13 protein-coding genes are annotated in these 15,483 nt (G+C 72.0%); 6 read left to right on the forward strand and 7 right to left on the reverse strand.

Annotation, left to right across the window (positions count from 1 at the left end; translation table 11 throughout):
* Positions 1–91: 91 nt before the first annotated feature.
* A complete protein-coding gene (locus tag F0U47_RS19985) occupies positions 92–865 on the reverse strand; it encodes an enoyl-CoA hydratase-related protein (protein ID WP_149752256.1) in 774 nt (257 codons plus the stop codon).
* A gap of 386 nt (positions 866–1,251) precedes the next feature.
* On the opposite strand from F0U47_RS19985, the gene sigK reads away from it, so the two are divergent.
* From sigK to F0U47_RS21390, 3 genes are read left to right on the forward strand one after another with little or no spacing between them, the layout of a single operon-like run.
* Positions 1,252–1,854: an ECF RNA polymerase sigma factor SigK gene (sigK, locus tag F0U47_RS19990; protein WP_149752257.1), complete on the forward strand. Its 603-nt coding sequence runs from the start codon at positions 1,252–1,254 to the stop codon at positions 1,852–1,854.
* Positions 1,851–2,615, forward strand: coding sequence for an anti-sigma factor (locus tag F0U47_RS19995; RefSeq protein ID WP_149752258.1), 765 nt, complete (start codon positions 1,851–1,853; stop codon positions 2,613–2,615). The genes sigK and F0U47_RS19995 overlap by 4 nt, the downstream gene beginning before the upstream one ends.
* A 47-nt stretch (positions 2,616–2,662) precedes the next feature.
* A complete protein-coding gene (locus F0U47_RS21390; protein WP_188111441.1) occupies positions 2,663–3,433 on the forward strand; it encodes a tyrosine-protein phosphatase in 771 nt (256 codons plus the stop codon).
* A 3-nt stretch (positions 3,434–3,436) separates the two neighbouring features.
* On the opposite strand, the gene F0U47_RS20005 is transcribed toward F0U47_RS21390, so the two are convergent.
* Positions 3,437–4,588, reverse strand: coding sequence for a YihY/virulence factor BrkB family protein (locus F0U47_RS20005; RefSeq protein ID WP_149752260.1), 1,152 nt, complete (start codon positions 4,586–4,588; stop codon positions 3,437–3,439).
* A 40-nt stretch (positions 4,589–4,628) separates the two neighbouring features.
* A complete protein-coding gene (locus F0U47_RS20010; RefSeq protein ID WP_149752267.1) occupies positions 4,629–5,303 on the reverse strand; it encodes a TetR/AcrR family transcriptional regulator in 675 nt (224 codons plus the stop codon).
* 101 nt (positions 5,304–5,404) lie between these two features.
* Between F0U47_RS20010 and F0U47_RS20015 the strand changes: the two genes are divergently transcribed.
* On the forward strand, positions 5,405–6,586 hold the full coding sequence (locus tag F0U47_RS20015; RefSeq protein WP_149752261.1) for an acyl-CoA dehydrogenase family protein: 1,182 nt from the start codon (positions 5,405–5,407) through the stop codon (positions 6,584–6,586).
* A 145-nt stretch (positions 6,587–6,731) separates the two neighbouring features.
* A complete protein-coding gene (locus F0U47_RS21395; RefSeq protein ID WP_188111442.1) occupies positions 6,732–10,403 on the forward strand; it encodes an autotransporter outer membrane beta-barrel domain-containing protein in 3,672 nt (1,223 codons plus the stop codon).
* Between the two features lie 62 nt (positions 10,404–10,465).
* On the opposite strand, the gene F0U47_RS20025 is transcribed toward F0U47_RS21395, so the two are convergent.
* Complete coding sequence (locus F0U47_RS20025) at positions 10,466–13,249, reverse strand: AfsR/SARP family transcriptional regulator (RefSeq protein ID WP_188111443.1); 2,784 nt, start codon at positions 13,247–13,249, stop codon at positions 10,466–10,468.
* 112 nt (positions 13,250–13,361) lie between these two features.
* On the opposite strand from F0U47_RS20025, the gene F0U47_RS22605 reads away from it, so the two are divergent.
* A complete protein-coding gene (locus tag F0U47_RS22605; RefSeq protein ID WP_149752263.1) occupies positions 13,362–13,799 on the forward strand; it encodes a helix-turn-helix transcriptional regulator in 438 nt (145 codons plus the stop codon).
* 3 nt (positions 13,800–13,802) lie between these two features.
* Here F0U47_RS22605 and F0U47_RS20035 read toward each other — a convergent pair whose 3' ends face one another.
* The 3 genes from F0U47_RS20035 to F0U47_RS21400 all read right to left on the reverse strand — a co-directional run bounded on the left by F0U47_RS20035 (position 13,803) and on the right by F0U47_RS21400 (position 15,329).
* Complete coding sequence (locus tag F0U47_RS20035; protein ID WP_149752264.1) at positions 13,803–14,723, reverse strand: AEC family transporter; 921 nt, start codon at positions 14,721–14,723, stop codon at positions 13,803–13,805.
* Between the two features lie 12 nt (positions 14,724–14,735).
* On the reverse strand, positions 14,736–15,089 hold the full coding sequence (locus tag F0U47_RS20040; RefSeq protein ID WP_149752265.1) for a TraR/DksA family transcriptional regulator: 354 nt from the start codon (positions 15,087–15,089) through the stop codon (positions 14,736–14,738).
* Positions 15,090–15,176: 87 nt separating this feature from the next.
* Positions 15,177–15,329: a hypothetical protein gene (locus F0U47_RS21400; protein ID WP_188111444.1), complete on the reverse strand. Its 153-nt coding sequence runs from the start codon at positions 15,327–15,329 to the stop codon at positions 15,177–15,179.
* Positions 15,330–15,483: the final 154 nt, after the last annotated feature.

The raw sequence follows: 15,483 nt of genomic DNA on the forward strand, positions 1-15,483 counted from the left end.
GCAACCTGGTCCTGTGGGGCTGCTCCCCGCGGAGCAGCAAGATCCCAACTTTACACGGAGCGAGTCGCGAGAACGCGGTCGGCCGACCGGCTCAGCCCTTCGCCGCGGCCTTGCGGTTGAGGAACGCCAGCATCGCCTCGCGGGCCTCGTCGGAGCCGAAGAGGCGGGCGCTCAGCCCGACCAGGTCCTCGCCCTCGGCGTCGATCCGCTCGAGGAGCGGAGCGGCCAGCAGGCGCTTGGTCTCCCGGAGTCCCTGCGCCGCGCCGGTCGTGAGCTGCCCGCAGAGCTCGGCGACGGCGGCGTCCAGCTGGTCGGCCGGGACCGCCTTGGTGACGAGGCCGTAGCCGACGGCCTCGTCGCCGGTGAACGCCTCGCCGCCGAGCGCGGTCAGCGCGGCGGCCCGCTGCGTCAGCCGCGGAAGCACCGTCAGCGAGATGACGGCAGGCGTCAGGCCCAGCTTCACCTCGGTCAGCGCGAACGTCGCGTCCTCGGCCGTGAGCACGATGTCGGACGCGGCCACGATCCCGATGCCGCCCGCGCGCGCCGCGCCGGCGACCACCGTCACGACCGGCTTGCTGAGGCCGACGATGGTGCGCTGCAGCCGAACGATGGCCCGCGCGCCCTCCTCCATCGGCGTGGTGGCTGCCTCGCTGAGGTCCGCGCCGGAGCAGAACACCCGGCCGGATGACCTCAGCAGCACTGCGAGGACGTCGGGGTCCTGGTCCGCCCGCTCCAGCCGCTCGAACAGCTCGGTGACGAGCTGCCGCGACAGGGCGTTCCGGTTGTGCGGGGAGTCGAGGGTGATCGTCGCGATCCGGTCGGCGACGTCGTAGTGGACGAGCTCGTCGGGGGCGGTGTCGGCCATGGCCCCATCTTGGTCGACCCTGCCGACAAATACAATCAGGCGTGACTGTTTCTTAGTCGCACCCATCCGATGCTGCCGCCGTACCGAACCACTGTCATGAGGACGGAACGGCCTGGCGGCGTACGCACCCCGTACCGCGTCGGTCTGCTCGCTGTGCCCGCCGGGATTGCTGGCCGCGGTCAGCGGGGGGATCCCTGGCGTGGCTGGCACGCGAGCAGGCCGGCGCTCATGCCGGCCCGGAGACACCCATCCGCTCGACGTACCACTCCGAACCACTCCCCTCACCTCGAAGGTAGGCCCGACCATGAAGCTTCACGACCTCCGCCGTTCCTGACCGGCGTCACGTGACATTCGCGCTACGGATGAATACGCGGGAGGATCACCTCATGGACCCCGGCGTCCCCGCCCCGTCCGGCTCCCCCTCGGGGGCGTCGGCCGGTGCCGCCGCGGAGCTCGCAGAGCTGCTCCGGCGCTCCGCGCGCGGCGACCGTGACGCGTTCGCCTCGTTGTACGACGCCATGGCTGCTCGCGTCCACGGCCTCGCTGTCCGCGTCGTCCGCGACCCGGCCCAGGCCGAGGAGGTCACCCAGGAGGCGTTCCTCGAGATCTGGCGGACCGCCAGCCGCTTCGACGCCGATCGCGGCAGCGCGGTCTCGTGGGTGCTGACCATCGCGCACCGCAAGGCGGTCGACCGCGTCCGGAGCGCCGAGGCAGCGAGCCGACGCGAGTCGACGTACCACCAGCAGAACCAGTCGATCGACCACGACTCCACTGCCGACGCCGCGCAGGCGTCGCTCGAGGCCAGGCGGGTGCGCGCCGCGCTCACCCAGCTGACCGACGTGCAGCGCGAGGCGATCGAGCTGGCGTACTTCGGCGGCTACACCCACACCGAGGTGGCCGCCCTGCTCGACCTACCGGTCGGCACCGCAAAGACCAGGATTCGCGACGGCCTGATCCGGCTCCGCGACACGATCGGAGTAGGACGATGACCGATCACGACCAGACCAACGAGACCCGGCAGGAGTGGAACGACGTGCACGCGCTCTCCGGCGCCTACGCCGTCGACGCCCTCGACGACCTCGAGCGCGCCCGCTTCGAGTCCCACCTGCGCAACTGCCCCGACTGCCGCGAAGAGGTCGACGGCCTTCGCGAGGCCGCAGCCTTCCTCGCCGTCGACCCGGTCGAGCCGCCCGCCCGGCTGCGCGCCGACATCCTGGCCGGCATCGAGGCGATCCGCCCGCTGCCGCCGGTCGTGGCACCGGAACCCCAGTCGGAGCCCGACGACGGCCGCCGGCGGTGGCTGACCACCGGCGCGCCGCTGCTCGTCGCGGCCGCGCTGGTCCTGGTCGCCCTCGCGACCACGGCGTGGCTGCGCCCGTGGGCGGACGACGAGTCCACGCCGCTGACCGCTACCGAGCGGGTGCTCACCGCCGACGACGCCGATCGCTTCGTCCAGCGCTTCGACGACGGCTCCCGAGCGACCGTGGTCGTGTCGCGGTCCGAGGGCCGCGCCGTGGTGCTGACCGAGGACATGGCCCCCGCACCCGAAGGCAAGGACTACCAGCTCTGGCTGCAGGACCCGTCGGGGGACATCGATCCCGCGGGCCTGATGCCCGACCAGGCCGACGCGACCGTGCTCCTGGAGGGGGACGCGAGCGACGCGACCTGGGCCGGGATCACGGTCGAGCCGGACGGCGGCTCCCCGCAGCCGACGACGGACCCGATCGCCGAGTTCGTCCTCGACGCCTGATCCCGGCCGCTCACCTCCCGTTCAGGGTCGGCCCCTACGCTCGGCGCGTGTCCTCGAGCGACGAGATCCTCCGACTGTCGTCGGCCGACAACTTCCGCGACGTCGCCGGGCCGGGCTACGCGACCGTCGACGGCGCGCAGGTCCGCCGCGGCGTCTACTACCGCTCCAACGAGCTCCGCCTGACCGAGGCCGACCACGGCGCCCTCGCCGGGCTGGGCCTCCGGGCCGTCCTCGACCTGCGGTCGAAGCCCGAGATCGAGCGACACCCGGACGTCGAGATACCGGGCGCCACCTGGCACAACTTCGACGTCAGCGGCATCCCGATGGCGGCCGTGGTCGAGCTGCGCGACCGGCAGAGCGCGGTCGAGCTGATGGACGCCGTCTACCGCGGGTTCGTCGAGGACGACCACGCGCGGGCCGAGTTCGGCGACCTGTTCCGGCAGCTGGCGACCGGCGGCCCGCAGCTCTTCCACTGCACGGCCGGCAAGGACCGCACCGGCTGGGCGGCCGCGCTGCTGCTCCACGTCGCCGGGGTCGACGACCCGACGATCGAGAGCGACTACCTGCTGACCAACGCCGTCACCGGCGACAGCCGCGCCCGGGTCGAGGAGGAGATCGCCACCACCCTCGGCCCCTCCTTCGTGGACGTGTTCGAGCCGACGCTCGTGGCGGCCGTCGAGTACCTCCGGACGGCGTACACCGCCGTCGCGGAGCGGTACGGCGACCGCGCCGGTTACCTCCGCGACGGGCTCGGTCTCGACGACGCCACGCTGGCCGCGCTGCGGGAGCTGCTCCGGGAGGACCAGTGGGGGCGCTGACCTCTAGATCGACGGCGGCAGGTTCTGCGGGACCTGCCGGATCGGCTCGGTCGGCTCGGTCGGCTCGGTCGGCTCCGGAGGCGACGAGGGCGGCGGCGGCGCCGAGGGGATCCGCTGGCGGATGATCTCCTCGGTACGGGGGTCGAGGACGATCTCGTGGCTGTCGCCGTCGCGGCCGTCGAAGCGCACGGAGACGGTCTGGAAGCCCTTGTGGCGCTGGCTCTGGGCATACATCGCGTAGGCCTTGCGGTCGGCCTCGGTGAGATCGACATCGTCGGTGAACGGGGTCATCAGGGCTCGCGGCCACAGCCGTTCGGCGAGCACGACGTTGACCTCGATGCCGAGCACGCCCATGATCGCGCCGATGTAGAGCAGCACCATCAGTCCGAGAACGAGTGCGAACACCGTTTCCATGCCGTTGGTGTCGGCCGTGTTGACGACCCGAGAGACATAGCTGGCGCCCAGCCACTGGAGCAGCTGCCACAGCACGGCGATGGTGAAGCCACCCGGCGCAGCACGCGCGATGTCGTGGTTGATGGCCTTGGCCGCCGCCATCCGGAGCAGGATCGTCATCACGGTGCCGAGGATCAGGACCGTGACCAGGCGCACCAGCCAGTGGAACCACCCCGTTGATGACACCGCACCGAGCAGCTCGGTCTCGGTGACCACTGCTGACAGCACCGAGATGCCGAGGATCATGGTTCCCGCCGTGGCCAGCAGGAAGACGCTGTAGACCCGCGTCAGCACCGGGTGCGTGCGGATGTTGCGCGGGACCGCCCACGCGGTGGCCTGGACGTTCTGCAGGGCCATGCCGAGGCCGACGGCACCGTAGAGCGCACCGAGACCACCGATGACGATGGCGGTGACGGACCCCTGGAGGCCACCCGGTCGACCGAGGTCGCTGCCGATGATCGGGAACTGGGCGAGCGCCGAGTCCAAGGCTTGCTTCTCGAGGTCCGGATAGCCCTGGAGGATGAAGCCGAGGATCGACGAGGCGAGCAGCAGCAGCGGGAAGATCGCGATGAAGGCATAGAACGTCAGCACGGCGGCCAGGAAGTTGCCCTGGTCGTCGAAGTACTTGTAGACCACTGCCAGCGGGACCCCGATGATCGGGACCCTCCGCTGGGTCTGATCGATGCTGGACGCGACCCCCACGCGTCAAAACTACTCGGCCGGGTCCGTCCGCCTGCGCAGGTCAGGCGCCGGGCTCGAAGACCATGTCGTCGGGGACGTCGAAGCCCAGCTGGCCGAGCATGTCCTTCAGCACCAGCGTGACCTGGCGGCTGAGGCGGTCGACGACCTCGTCCTGGGTCTCGTCCTTGTGGTCGAGCCACCAGGTGATGCCGGCGTCGACCATGCCGATCAGACCGGCCAGGACACCGTCGGGGGCGGTCGGCACCACCTCGGTCGGGCGCAGGTAGGCAGCCATCGCGGCGACCAGCTCGTCGAGGACCCGGCTGCGCCCCATCCGGGCCTGGTGCAGTGTCTTCGACTGACCCTGGGCGGCCAGGAAGCGGTAGAGGTTGGGGTGCTCGACGGCCCACTTGACCGTGACCTCGAGGATCCCGTGGACGACGTCGTACGGCGTGCCGCGGCGGCTCAGCTGCGGCCGCAGCTCGGTCAGCAGGTCGGCCGAGGCCTTCCGCGCCACCTCGAGGTCGAGCTGCTTCTTGCTCTCGACGTAGCGGTAGACGTGCGGTCGCGGGATGCCGGCGCGCTCAGCGATCTGGCCCATCCCGACCTGAGGACCCTGCTCGTCGATCGCCGCCGCCGCGGCTTCGACGAGGACCTGGCGGCGGCCGGGATCGTCGCCGGCCTTGCGGAGTCGGCGCGCGACGGTCGAGTCGACCCACTTCGCCACGTCCACCATGGGGTTCACGATAACCGGGTACAGGGCGTACCCTGTTCTTGGTACAGGCTGTACCGGTCACTCGACCGCCCTGCTTCCCCGCCTCAGGAGGATCTCCACCCATGCCCGCACGCCGCTCGCCCTGGATGAACTCCGCCAACGGAGAGCTCGACGACCTGCGCGACCTCGCGCGCACCTTCAGCGAGAAGGAGATCAAGCCGCACATCGAGACGTTCATCGCCAACAAGCAGGTCGACCGCGACCTGTGGACCCGGGCCGGCGAGCTCGGCTTGCTGTGCCTCTCGATCCCGGAGGAGTACGGCGGCGGTGGCGGCACGTTCGCGCACGAGGCCGTGATGATCGAGGAGCAGGCCTACGTCGGCGACAGCTCCTGGGGCGCGTCGCTCCACAGCGGCATCGTCGCCCACTACATCCTCGCCTACGGCACCGAGGAGCAGAAGCAGGAGTGGCTGCCCAAGCTCGCCAGCGGTGAGGCCGTCGGCGCGATCGCGATGACGGAGCCCGGGACCGGCTCGGACCTGCAGGCCGTCAAGACCAAGGCCACCAGAGTTCAGGACGGCGAGGGCGAGCCGTTCTATCTCATCAACGGCTCGAAGACCTTCATCACCAACGGCGCCCAGGCCGACGTGGTGATCACGGTCGCGAAGACCAACCCGGAGGAGGCCGCCTCCGGCATCTCCCTGATCATCGTGCCGACCACTGCCCCCGGGTTCTCGCGGGGCCGGGTGCTCGACAAGATCGGCATGAAGGGCCAGGACACCGCGGAGCTGTTCTTCGAGGACGTACGGGTTCCGGTGAGCAACCTGCTCGGCACCGAGGAGGGCCAGGGCTTCATCCAGCTCATGGAGCAGCTGCCCCAGGAGCGGCTCATCGTCGCGGTCTCCAACGTCGCCGCGATGGAGGTGTGCTTCGACGAGACGATGCGCTACGTGCACGACCGCACCGCCTTCGGCCGGCCGATCTGGGGCTTCCAGAACACCAAGTTCAAGATGGCCGAGATCGCCACCGAGGCGCGGGTCGCGCGGTCGTTCGTCGACGAGTGCATCCAGCTGCACGTCGAGGGCAAGCTCGACATCCCCACGGTCGCGATGGCCAAGCTCTGGTGCTCCGAGCGGGCCCAGAAGGTGGCGGACATGTGCCTGCAGCTGCACGGCGGCTACGGCTACATGAACGAGTACCCGATCGCCCGCGCGTGGGCCGACCTCCGGGTCTCCCAGATCTACGCCGGCACCTCGGAGATCATGAAGGAGATCATCAGCCGGTCGCTGCCCGCGCCGAGCTGAAACCCGCGCCCGCGCGCCTCGGACAGTAGTCACTTGGCCGATGCGCGCGGGCCGGAGGCGCGCCTAGGGTCCGACAGGTAGTGGCTCGGGACACCGCTCAGCTCGTAGTTCGGCTGGGCCTTCCTTCCGACCCCCAGGAGACGTCATGTCCGCGCCCTTCACCCCGCGGCGACGCACCCAGCGCGTAGCCGCGAGTCTCTTGACCGTCGCCGCCGTGGCGATGGTGCCCGCGTTCACCAGCCCGGCCGTCGGGCAGCCGGACCCCTCCGGCCCCCGCGACAAGGGCCGGCCGCAGCAGGCCTCCCCGGCCCGGCCGCCCGCCCCCGACTGCGACCTCAACCAAGGTGCGCACCACCGCGACGAGTTCGCGACGTGCACGAACCTCGTCGTGAGCTTCGGCTCGACGCCGGACGTCGGCGCGAGCACTGCGGTCGACGTGGCTGTGACCTCGGTCGCCGACCTCGAGGACGCCACCCTGACGCTGCTCGTCAACGACCGGTTCTCCCTCGGGGGCACCGCGGGGTTCTCGGAAGCGGGCAACCGGCCCTCCGGCGTCGGCCCGATGAAGACGCTCTCACGCACGGTCTCGCTGACCGCCGACGAGACCTCCCACTTCACGTTCCAGGTCCGCGGTGCGCGCCGTGGCGTCGGCGTGGTGCAGGCGCGGCTCAACACGGCCGGCGGGATGTTCGACGCCGGCGGCGAGGCCTCGGCCCAGCTCGGCGCACCGCGCGAGGCCGACAGCGGCCTGCCGACCACGCGCGTCCCCCGGGACGCCCGCATCGCTGGGGGCGCTCCGTCGCACCTGCCGGTCGCGAAGGCCCCGCTGCGCGGTGCGGAGGACGGGCTGTCGCCGAACGCTCCCAACGCCTCCTGCGCGACGGGCGGCTGGTTCTACGTCAACGAGGCCGGCGCGACGGTCGGTGCCATGAACTTCCAGGTCGAGGTCTGGGACGACGACTCCTCCAGCGGCGACGACCTGCTCGTGGAGGGCGTCACCGGCGGTGGCGGTGCCTACAACTTCTGCTTCGAGAGCACCGACGGTGAGGGCGGCGGCCAGGAGGTGTACGTCAAGTTCATCTCGGCCAACAGCGCCTGGCGGGTCCGCGACACCGCCGGCGGCAACAACAACTACGTCTGGCAGACCGGCAATATCAACCTCGCCGACCCGGGCACCGCGAACTTCGGGAACCTCCAGTCCGGTGACGCCGCGACGCACCGTGCGGTGCACGCGTTCGACGGGCTGAACTCGCTGTGGTTGTGGCACTCGGGCGTCAACGGCTTCCTCGACAACCCCGGGCAGAACCGGCAGATGGTCCTGAACTGGACGCCGACCTCGACCGACGGGACCTACTACAGCCTCGAGGGCAACGACATCCACCTCGCCGCGGCGGACCCCGACGCCGACCACGTCACGATCCACGAGGGCGCGCACGCCCTCATGGACGCGATCTTCAACGACGACTACCCGCCGTTCCCCAACTGCAACCCGCACTCGATCTTCGGCCCGTCCTCCACCGGCTGCGCCTGGACCGAGGGCTGGGCCGAGTGGGTGCCCGCGCGGGTGCTCAACGACCCGTTCTTCCGGTTCCCCGGCGGCGGGGCGGTCGACCTCGAGTCGCCGAGCTGGGGCAGCTTCACCAGTGCGTTCGGCGACTCCACCGAGGGCCGTGTCGCGGGCGCCCTGATCGACCTCTCCGACAGCGCGAACGACTCGTTCTGGGACCGGCACGGCGAGGGCGGCGGCGGCGCCGCGAGCGAGGAGATCTACACGACCAACCTCACCGGGGTCTCCGACACGATGGCGGAGTTCTTCCTGACCGACCGGCCGGGTGAGGGCGACACGGGCTACTTCGCCCGGGCCTCGCTCTTCCAGAACACGATCGACTACACGCACCGCGACCCGCTGGTCTCCCAGCAGGAGCTGACGCGTCCGTCGCTCGCATCGACGCCGAACCCGCACAACTACTCCTACACGGCGACCTCGCCGTTCTGGGGTGGCGTGGCGATCCGGCCGCCCAGCGGGTCGGACTACGACCTGCGGCTGTGGGAGAACGAAGGACTGTCCTCGCTGCTCGACACCAGTGCCGCCGCTTCAGGTGTGGACTACGTGCTCGTAGATGGCAACCACCGCACGGGCACGTTCTTCCCGCAGGCATTCCTGTTCTCGGGCAGCGGCGGGAGCTACCAGGTCGAGGAGTACACCGGCGGCTCGAGCGTCGGCTCCGGCGGCACCGCGGGTTCCTTCGGCTCCGGTGACGTCATCCGGCCCTACGACGCCTTCGTGACGGGCGGTGAGACGAACTACATCCGCGTGGTCCCGTCCGGCGGCCTGGACGTCGCGGTCTTCGCGCACGACTCGGACGGATCCGTGGGGGATGCCGTTCAGGACCGGTTCGAGGCGGATGCCAGCGGATCGTCAGGTGGGGCCGGTGCTCCGGAGAGCCTGACCTACTCGTCGCCCGACTCCGACTGGACCGGCATCGTGGTGGTGAACAACGGCGGCTCCGGCACCTACACCGTCTACCGCGACACGGCCGGACCCAGCTCGCCGTCGGTGCTGATCGACGGTGGGAACACCGGGACGTACGACAGCAACGTCGACCTGACGCTGTCGGCCGTGGCCGGCGCGACGTCGGTCGAGGACATGCAGATCTCGACGGACGGTGTGTTCGACTCCGAGCCCTGGCAGGCGTACTCGACGTCCGCCACGGCGACGCTGCCGACTGGCTTCGGGACCAGGACGGTCTCGGTCCGCTACCGCAACGCGGCCGGTGCGATCTCGGCGGTGGCCACCGACACGATCGACGTGCTGGCGACGCCGACCTGTGAGGGCCTCACGGCCACGGTCGCCGGCTTCGGCAACGTGAGCGGCACCGCAGGTGCTGACGTGATCGTCGGGTCGAGCGGGCCGGACAGCATCAGCGGTCTCGGCGGCAACGACGTCATCTGCGGTCTGGGCGGCGACGACACCATCGGGGACGGCCCGGGTGGCGACGACGTCTACGGCGGCAACGGCAACGACGTGCTCAACCAGATCGCGACGATCGACGCGGGCGACGTGCTCGACGGCGGCGGCGGGATCGACACGGCGTCGTACGTCAACCGGGCAACCGCCGTGAACGTCACCCTCGACGTGACCGCCAACGACGGCGGCACGGGTGAGGGCGACCGGGTCGCCAGCAACGTCGAGGACGTGACCGGCGGTGCCGGCAACGACACGATCGTCGGCAGTGGCAGCGCCAACGTGATCAAGGGCGGCGGCGGCAACGACACCCTGAGCGGTGCCGCCGGCGACGACGAGCTCGAGGGCGGCGGCGGCAACGACACCCTGCGTGGTGTCGGCGGCCTCGACCGGATCGACGGCGGCCTGGGTGACGACACCATCGACGAGGGTCCGTCCAACAACGGCGCGGACGACATCTTCGGCGGTGCCGGGACCGACAAGATCACCTACGCAGCCCGGACGGGCGGCGTGACGATCCTGCTCAACGGCGACCCGACCTCCGGGGCCGCGGGCGAGCTCGACCTGCTGATGGGGTTCGAGGTGGCGCTCGGAGGCTCGAGCGGCGACGACATCTTCGGTCACACCGCGGCTGACGAGCTGTTCGGCAACGGCGGCGCCGACAAGGTCATCGGCAACGGCAACAACGACCGGGTGATCGGCGGCGCGGGAGCCGACGAGCTGGCCGGTGGAGCCGGTGACGACTGGCTCAACTCGAGGGACACCGTGAACGGCAACGATGACGTCAACGGCGGCATCGGCACCGACACGGCGGTCACGGATCCGGGCGACACGGTCACGAACGTGCCGTAGCCCGGGGGATAGCGCCGGCCCGGCAGGGACGCCTGCCGGGCCGGCCTGCGCCCGGGGTCGGGTCAGGGTTGCGACAGGAGACCGTTCCTCGCCAGCCGCACCGCCGTCTCGAGCTCGAGCGCAGCCCCGCGCTCCTCCGCAACCCGGCGCGCCTCGGCGGGAAGGGCGTCGACCGCGGCGCCCGTGCGGGCCTCGCGGAGGGCGAGGTCGGCCGGCACCAGGACCGACCCCTCGGCGGCGTACGCGCGGTCGATCGCGGCGAGCAGGGTGGCGGCCAGCGCAGGCTGGCCGCGGTGCACCGCGAGCGCGGCACAGGTCTCGAGGGCCTCCATCAGCCGGTAGGCCTGATGGTCGAGCTCGAGCATCGTGTCGATCGCGGACCGGAGCCAGTTCTCGGCCGCGTCGACGTCGCCCTCGAGCAAGGAGATGTCCGCAAGCAGCAGCTCGGCGTTCGACATCTCGTGCGGGTCGTCGGCGGCGATCGTCCGCACCTCGTCGAGGCACGCGCGCGCCGTCGCCGGGTCTCCGAGCTGGAACGCGTTCCGCGCGCGGTTCGACAGCGGGATCGCCAGCGAGAGCCCCCCGAGCTCGCGGCGCATCGCGATGCTCTCGTCCATCAGCGGGGCTGCCTCCTCGAGCCGTCCGGCGTCGTGGAGGATTCCCGCGAGCGAGTTGAGCGCCCGCGCCGCCCACGGCAGGTCGTCCGCCTCCGTGAGCAGGTCGTAGGCCCGACGGCAGTGCTCGATCGCCTCGTCGGTCAGTCCCTGCTCACCGCGGCAGATCGCCAGGGCGTACGACGTCCGGCCGCGCAGGTGCGGGTCCGCGTCGGGGGCGAGCGCCAGGGCGCGGGGCAGCCACTCGACGTCCTCGCTGCCGGGACCGACGTGGTAGAGGAAGCGGCCGAAGGTCCCGGCCAGGACCAGCAGGCGCTCCCCCGGCGGAGAGTCCGACGCAGCCGTCTCCGCGAGGCGCGCCACCGCCGCGCGGAGGTTGGCCCGTTCCGGCTCCAGCAGGCGCACCCACGCGTGCATCTTGAGCCGGCCGTCGGTCGACGTCACGAACTCGCGATACCACTCGGCGTGGCGGTCCGCGACCTCGTCGCGCTCGTCGCCGAGCAGCTCGACGGCGTACTCGCGCAGCGTCTCGAGCATCCGGTAGCGCCCGTCGCCGACGTTGATGACCAGGCTCGCCCGCACGAGGGCGGTGAGGTCGGCCGCGGTGACGTCGGCGACCGCGGCGGCGGCCTCCGCCGTGAACCCGCCGTCGAACACTCCGAGCCGGGCGAACCGCGGGCGGAGCTCGTCGGAGAGGAGGGCCACGCTCCAGGCGATCGCGTCGCGCAGCGTGCGCTGACGGGAGGTGCGGTCGCGCGGGCCGTCGGTCGCCAGGTCGAGCGCCTGACGGGCCGCCAGCTGCTTGCGGAGGACGTCGAGCGGCACCTCGTCCGCCCGGGCGGCGACGAGCTCGATCGCCAGGGGGATCCGGTCGAGCTGGTCGCAGAGCTCGGCCACGGTCGCCTCCGGTGCCTCGAACCGGTGGTCGACCGCCCGGGCCCGCTCGACGAAGAGGGGGACCGCGTCGCTCGGGGCCAGCGGGCTCAGCGGCACCACGCGCTCGCCGTACAACCGGAGCCGGACCCGGCTGGTCACCAGCACGCGCAGGCCCGGTGCGGCGGCCAGCAGGTCCGACACGACGGTCGCGGCGTCCTCGACCTGCTCGAAGTTGTCGAGGACGAGCATCAGGCGCTGGTCACGGAGGTGGGCCGCGAGCGCGACGGCGAGGTCGGTGCCGGCCACCTCGACGTCGAGCACGCCGGCGATCGCGTCGGCCACCAGCCGCGGGTCGTGGAGGGCGTCGAGCGGGACGAACCAGACACCGTCGGGATGGTCGGCGGCGAGGCCGTGGGCGACGGCGATGCCGAGCCGGGTCTTGCCGATGCCACCGGGGCCGGTGACGGTGACCAGCCGGTTGTCGGGCTCGCGCAGCAGGGCGGTGACGGCGGCGATCTCCTCCTCGCGCCCGACCAGGGACGTCACCGGCGCGGGGAGATGACGGCGGGCCCGCAGCTCGACGTCCTCCACCCGCAGCGCCTCGTCGTCGGCGAGGATCGCCGCCTGCAGCCGCTGGAGGTCCTCGCCGGGGTCCAGGCCGGTCTCGTCGGCCTTGATCTCCCGGCCGGCCGCGAAGACCGCGAGCGCGTCGGCCTGGCGGTCACTGCGGTGGAGGGCGAGCATCAGGTGCCCGCGCAGCTCCTCGTTGAGCGGGTGCTGCTCGACCAGCGGCTCCAGCCACGGCACCAGCTCCCGGTGGCGGCCGAGCGCGAGGAGGGCCCGGGCACGGACCGCCGCAGCGGCCAGGCGCTCGGCCTGGAGCGCCACGGTGAGCGGGCCGGCCAGCGGCAGGTCGGCCAGGTCCTGCCAGGGCTCGCCCCGCCACAGCGCGAGCGCCTCGTCGACCTGCGCGGCCGCGCGCTCCGGGTCGGGCTCGGCGCTCGCCGACCGCACCAGCCTGCTGAACCGGACGGCGTCGACCTCGACGCCGTCCGCCGCGAGGCGGTAGGCCCGGCCCTCGGTGACCAGGCGGTCGCCGTACTCACCCAGCGCGGAGCGCAGCGACGACACGTAGACCTGCAGGCTGCGCAGCGGGTTCGCCGGGCCGGCGTCGCCCCAGATCTCCTCGACGAGCCGCTCGACGGTGACCGCGGCGGGCGCGAGGGCGGCCAGAACGCCGAGGACGGCCCGCTGCTTGCGCGGGCCCAGGTCGACGGGGACGCCGTAGACGGTGGCCTCCAGCGGGCCGAGCACGGCGATCCGCAGGCCCTGCGTGGCGTCCTTCCCGCTCTCCACCCAGGGAGTGTCCCGCAGGTAAACGACCGAATTGAGTGGAATTTGAGGACTCGTGGAGAGGCTCTCCTGGCAAGCCCACCCGAGGGCGCCCAGATCGAGAGGAACCACCGCGATGACCGCCATGGCCCACCCGCGCAGGACCCGGCTCGAGCCGCCGATGCCCGGCTCCCGCCCCGTTGCGCCGCGCGCGCTCCCGCCCGGCCGCCGCGTGCAGCTCCGGTCGGTCCCGCTGCCCTCGGGCCGGCCGACCGCCGCGGCCGCTCCGATGCCGGCACCGACGCCGGCACCGATGCCGATGGCCCGGCCGGGGTGGCTCGACCACATCTCCCGCCGTGAGGCCGAGGTGCTGCGGTACGTCGCCCGCGGCCTTTCCAACGCCGAGATCGGCGCGGAGCTCTTCATCTCCCTCCCGACCGTCAAGTCGCACGTCGCGCGCCTCCTCGCCAAGCTCGGCGCCCGGGACCGGGTCCAGCTGGTCGTGATGGCCTACGAGTCCGGCTTCGTCCTCCCCGGTCACCTCGTCCGCGCCCCCGCCCGGCCCGTGGCCTGAGGCTCAGGCCAGGAGGGCGGCGATCACGACCGCTGCCGGCGCCGCGCACACGGTGCTGACGAAGATGGCGTCCCGCGCGAGCAGGGTCCCCCGCTCGTAGCGGGTCGCCACCACGAACACGTTCTGCGCCGTCGGCAGCGACGCCAGAAGGGTGACGGCGAAGAGGTCGGCACCGTCCATGCCGAGCAGGAACCGCCCGGCGCCGTACGCCGCCAGCGGCTGGAGCACCATCTTCAACCCGACGACGGTGACCAGCGCCCGCGGCCGGACGCCGCGCCCGGGCAGCGGGCCGAGGCGCAGCGCGACGCCGTACGCGATGAGCATCGCGGGCACTGCCATCCCGCCGACCAGCGCCAGCGGGTCGTGGACCGGCTGCGGCAGCGTCGTGTCCGTCGCCGCGAGGAGGACGCCGATCCCGGTGCCGATCGTGAGCGGGTTCGTGACCGGGCGGGTGAGGATCTTCCGCACCGGCATCCGGCCGGGGCTGCGGTCGACGTCGAGCAGCGTGAGCGCGAGCGGCTGGAGGACGAGCAGCTGGAGCAGGAGCGTCGGCGCGACGAGGGCCGCGTCACCGAGTGCGTACGCCGCGACGGGGATGCCGAGGTTGCCCGCGTTGACGTACGCCGAGCAGAGGCTTGCCACCACGGTCGACCCGAGGTCCCATCCCCGCTTGACCGCGACGGCGGTGATCGCGAGGACCGCAGCGGCGACGCCGGCGATGGTCGCGACCAGGTGGGTGGAGAACACCTCGGCCGGGTCGGAGTCGGCGAGCACGATCACGAGCAGGGCGGGGCTGGCGACGTAGAACGCCAGCAGTGACAGGGTCCGCTGGCCCTTCGCGTCGACGAGCTTGACGTGGCCGACCAGGATCCCGAGCCCGACCACCGCCGCGATCGTCGCGAACCCGCCGAGCACACCTCCCACGCCTCGATCCCATCACGAGCGGTCGGGCAGCCTCCTCCCGGCACACGTGATGCAGGTCCGTGCCAGCGGCCTGGCCTCGAGCCGGCCGTCCCCGATCGGCCCACCACAGCCCTCGCACGTGCCGTACGTGCCCGCCTTCAGCCTCGCCACGGCGGCGTCGAGCTCCACCAGGTGGTCTCGCGCCTGTCGGACGAGGGACCCGACCTGCGACCGCTCGAAGGCGATCGTCGCCCCCTCGGGGTCATGCTCGTCATCGGCGTTGGTGTCGCGCGAGGCCGCCACCATCGCGTCGAAGTCGTCGGTCAGGCTCGCCAGCCGCCGGATCGTCCGCTCACGCTCCGCCTCCAGACGACGCGCGTGGTCCATGCCTTCACGATAGATCTCGCCGGCGACATCTCTCGGCGCTCCAACGCCCGCAATACCGCCCTGCGTGCGCGAAGCCCGACCGGCGGGTCAGGACGGGTCCGCCGACGGCTGGATCTCCGGCTCGGTGGGCGGCACCCCCGGGTCCTCCCCCGGTTCGGGCTCTGGCGTCGAGATCGGGCTCGGGTCGCCGCTCGGCACGACCTCGGGATCGGGGCTGGGTTCGGACGGCGTGGTGGTCATAGGTGCTCGGTACCCCAAGGGGCCGGGCTACACACCAGGGTCGCCCGGGAGCCCGACCGCTCAGCCGCGGGGCTGGTCGCCTCCGAGACCTACGGCTCAACGCCCGCTTTTGCCGCACCGAGTGCGCGCTCGTGCCGAGTTGAGCGCGCATCGA

The organism is Nocardioides antri (assembly GCF_008373765.1).
Classification (GTDB): Bacteria; Actinomycetota; Actinomycetes; order Propionibacteriales; family Nocardioidaceae; genus Nocardioides; species Nocardioides antri.

What these genes read in the sequence shown, in the direction of transcription:
- F0U47_RS19985 (WP_149752256.1), bottom strand. Translation starts at nt 865, where the DNA reads ATGGCCGACACCGCCCCCGACGAGCTCGTCCACTACGACGTCGCCGAC.
- sigK (WP_149752257.1), top strand. Translation starts at nt 1,252, where the DNA reads ATGGACCCCGGCGTCCCCGCCCCGTCCGGCTCCCCCTCGGGGGCGTCG.
- F0U47_RS19995 (WP_149752258.1), top strand. Translation starts at nt 1,851, where the DNA reads ATGACCGATCACGACCAGACCAACGAGACCCGGCAGGAGTGGAACGAC.
- F0U47_RS20010 (WP_149752267.1), bottom strand. Translation starts at nt 5,303, where the DNA reads ATGGTGGACGTGGCGAAGTGGGTCGACTCGACCGTCGCGCGCCGACTC.
- F0U47_RS20015 (WP_149752261.1), top strand. Translation starts at nt 5,405, where the DNA reads ATGCCCGCACGCCGCTCGCCCTGGATGAACTCCGCCAACGGAGAGCTC.
- F0U47_RS21395 (WP_188111442.1), top strand. Translation starts at nt 6,732, where the DNA reads ATGTCCGCGCCCTTCACCCCGCGGCGACGCACCCAGCGCGTAGCCGCG.
- F0U47_RS22605 (WP_149752263.1), top strand. Translation starts at nt 13,362, where the DNA reads ATGACCGCCATGGCCCACCCGCGCAGGACCCGGCTCGAGCCGCCGATG.
- F0U47_RS20040 (WP_149752265.1), bottom strand. Translation starts at nt 15,089, where the DNA reads ATGGACCACGCGCGTCGTCTGGAGGCGGAGCGTGAGCGGACGATCCGG.
- F0U47_RS21400 (WP_188111444.1), bottom strand. Translation starts at nt 15,329, where the DNA reads ATGACCACCACGCCGTCCGAACCCAGCCCCGATCCCGAGGTCGTGCCG.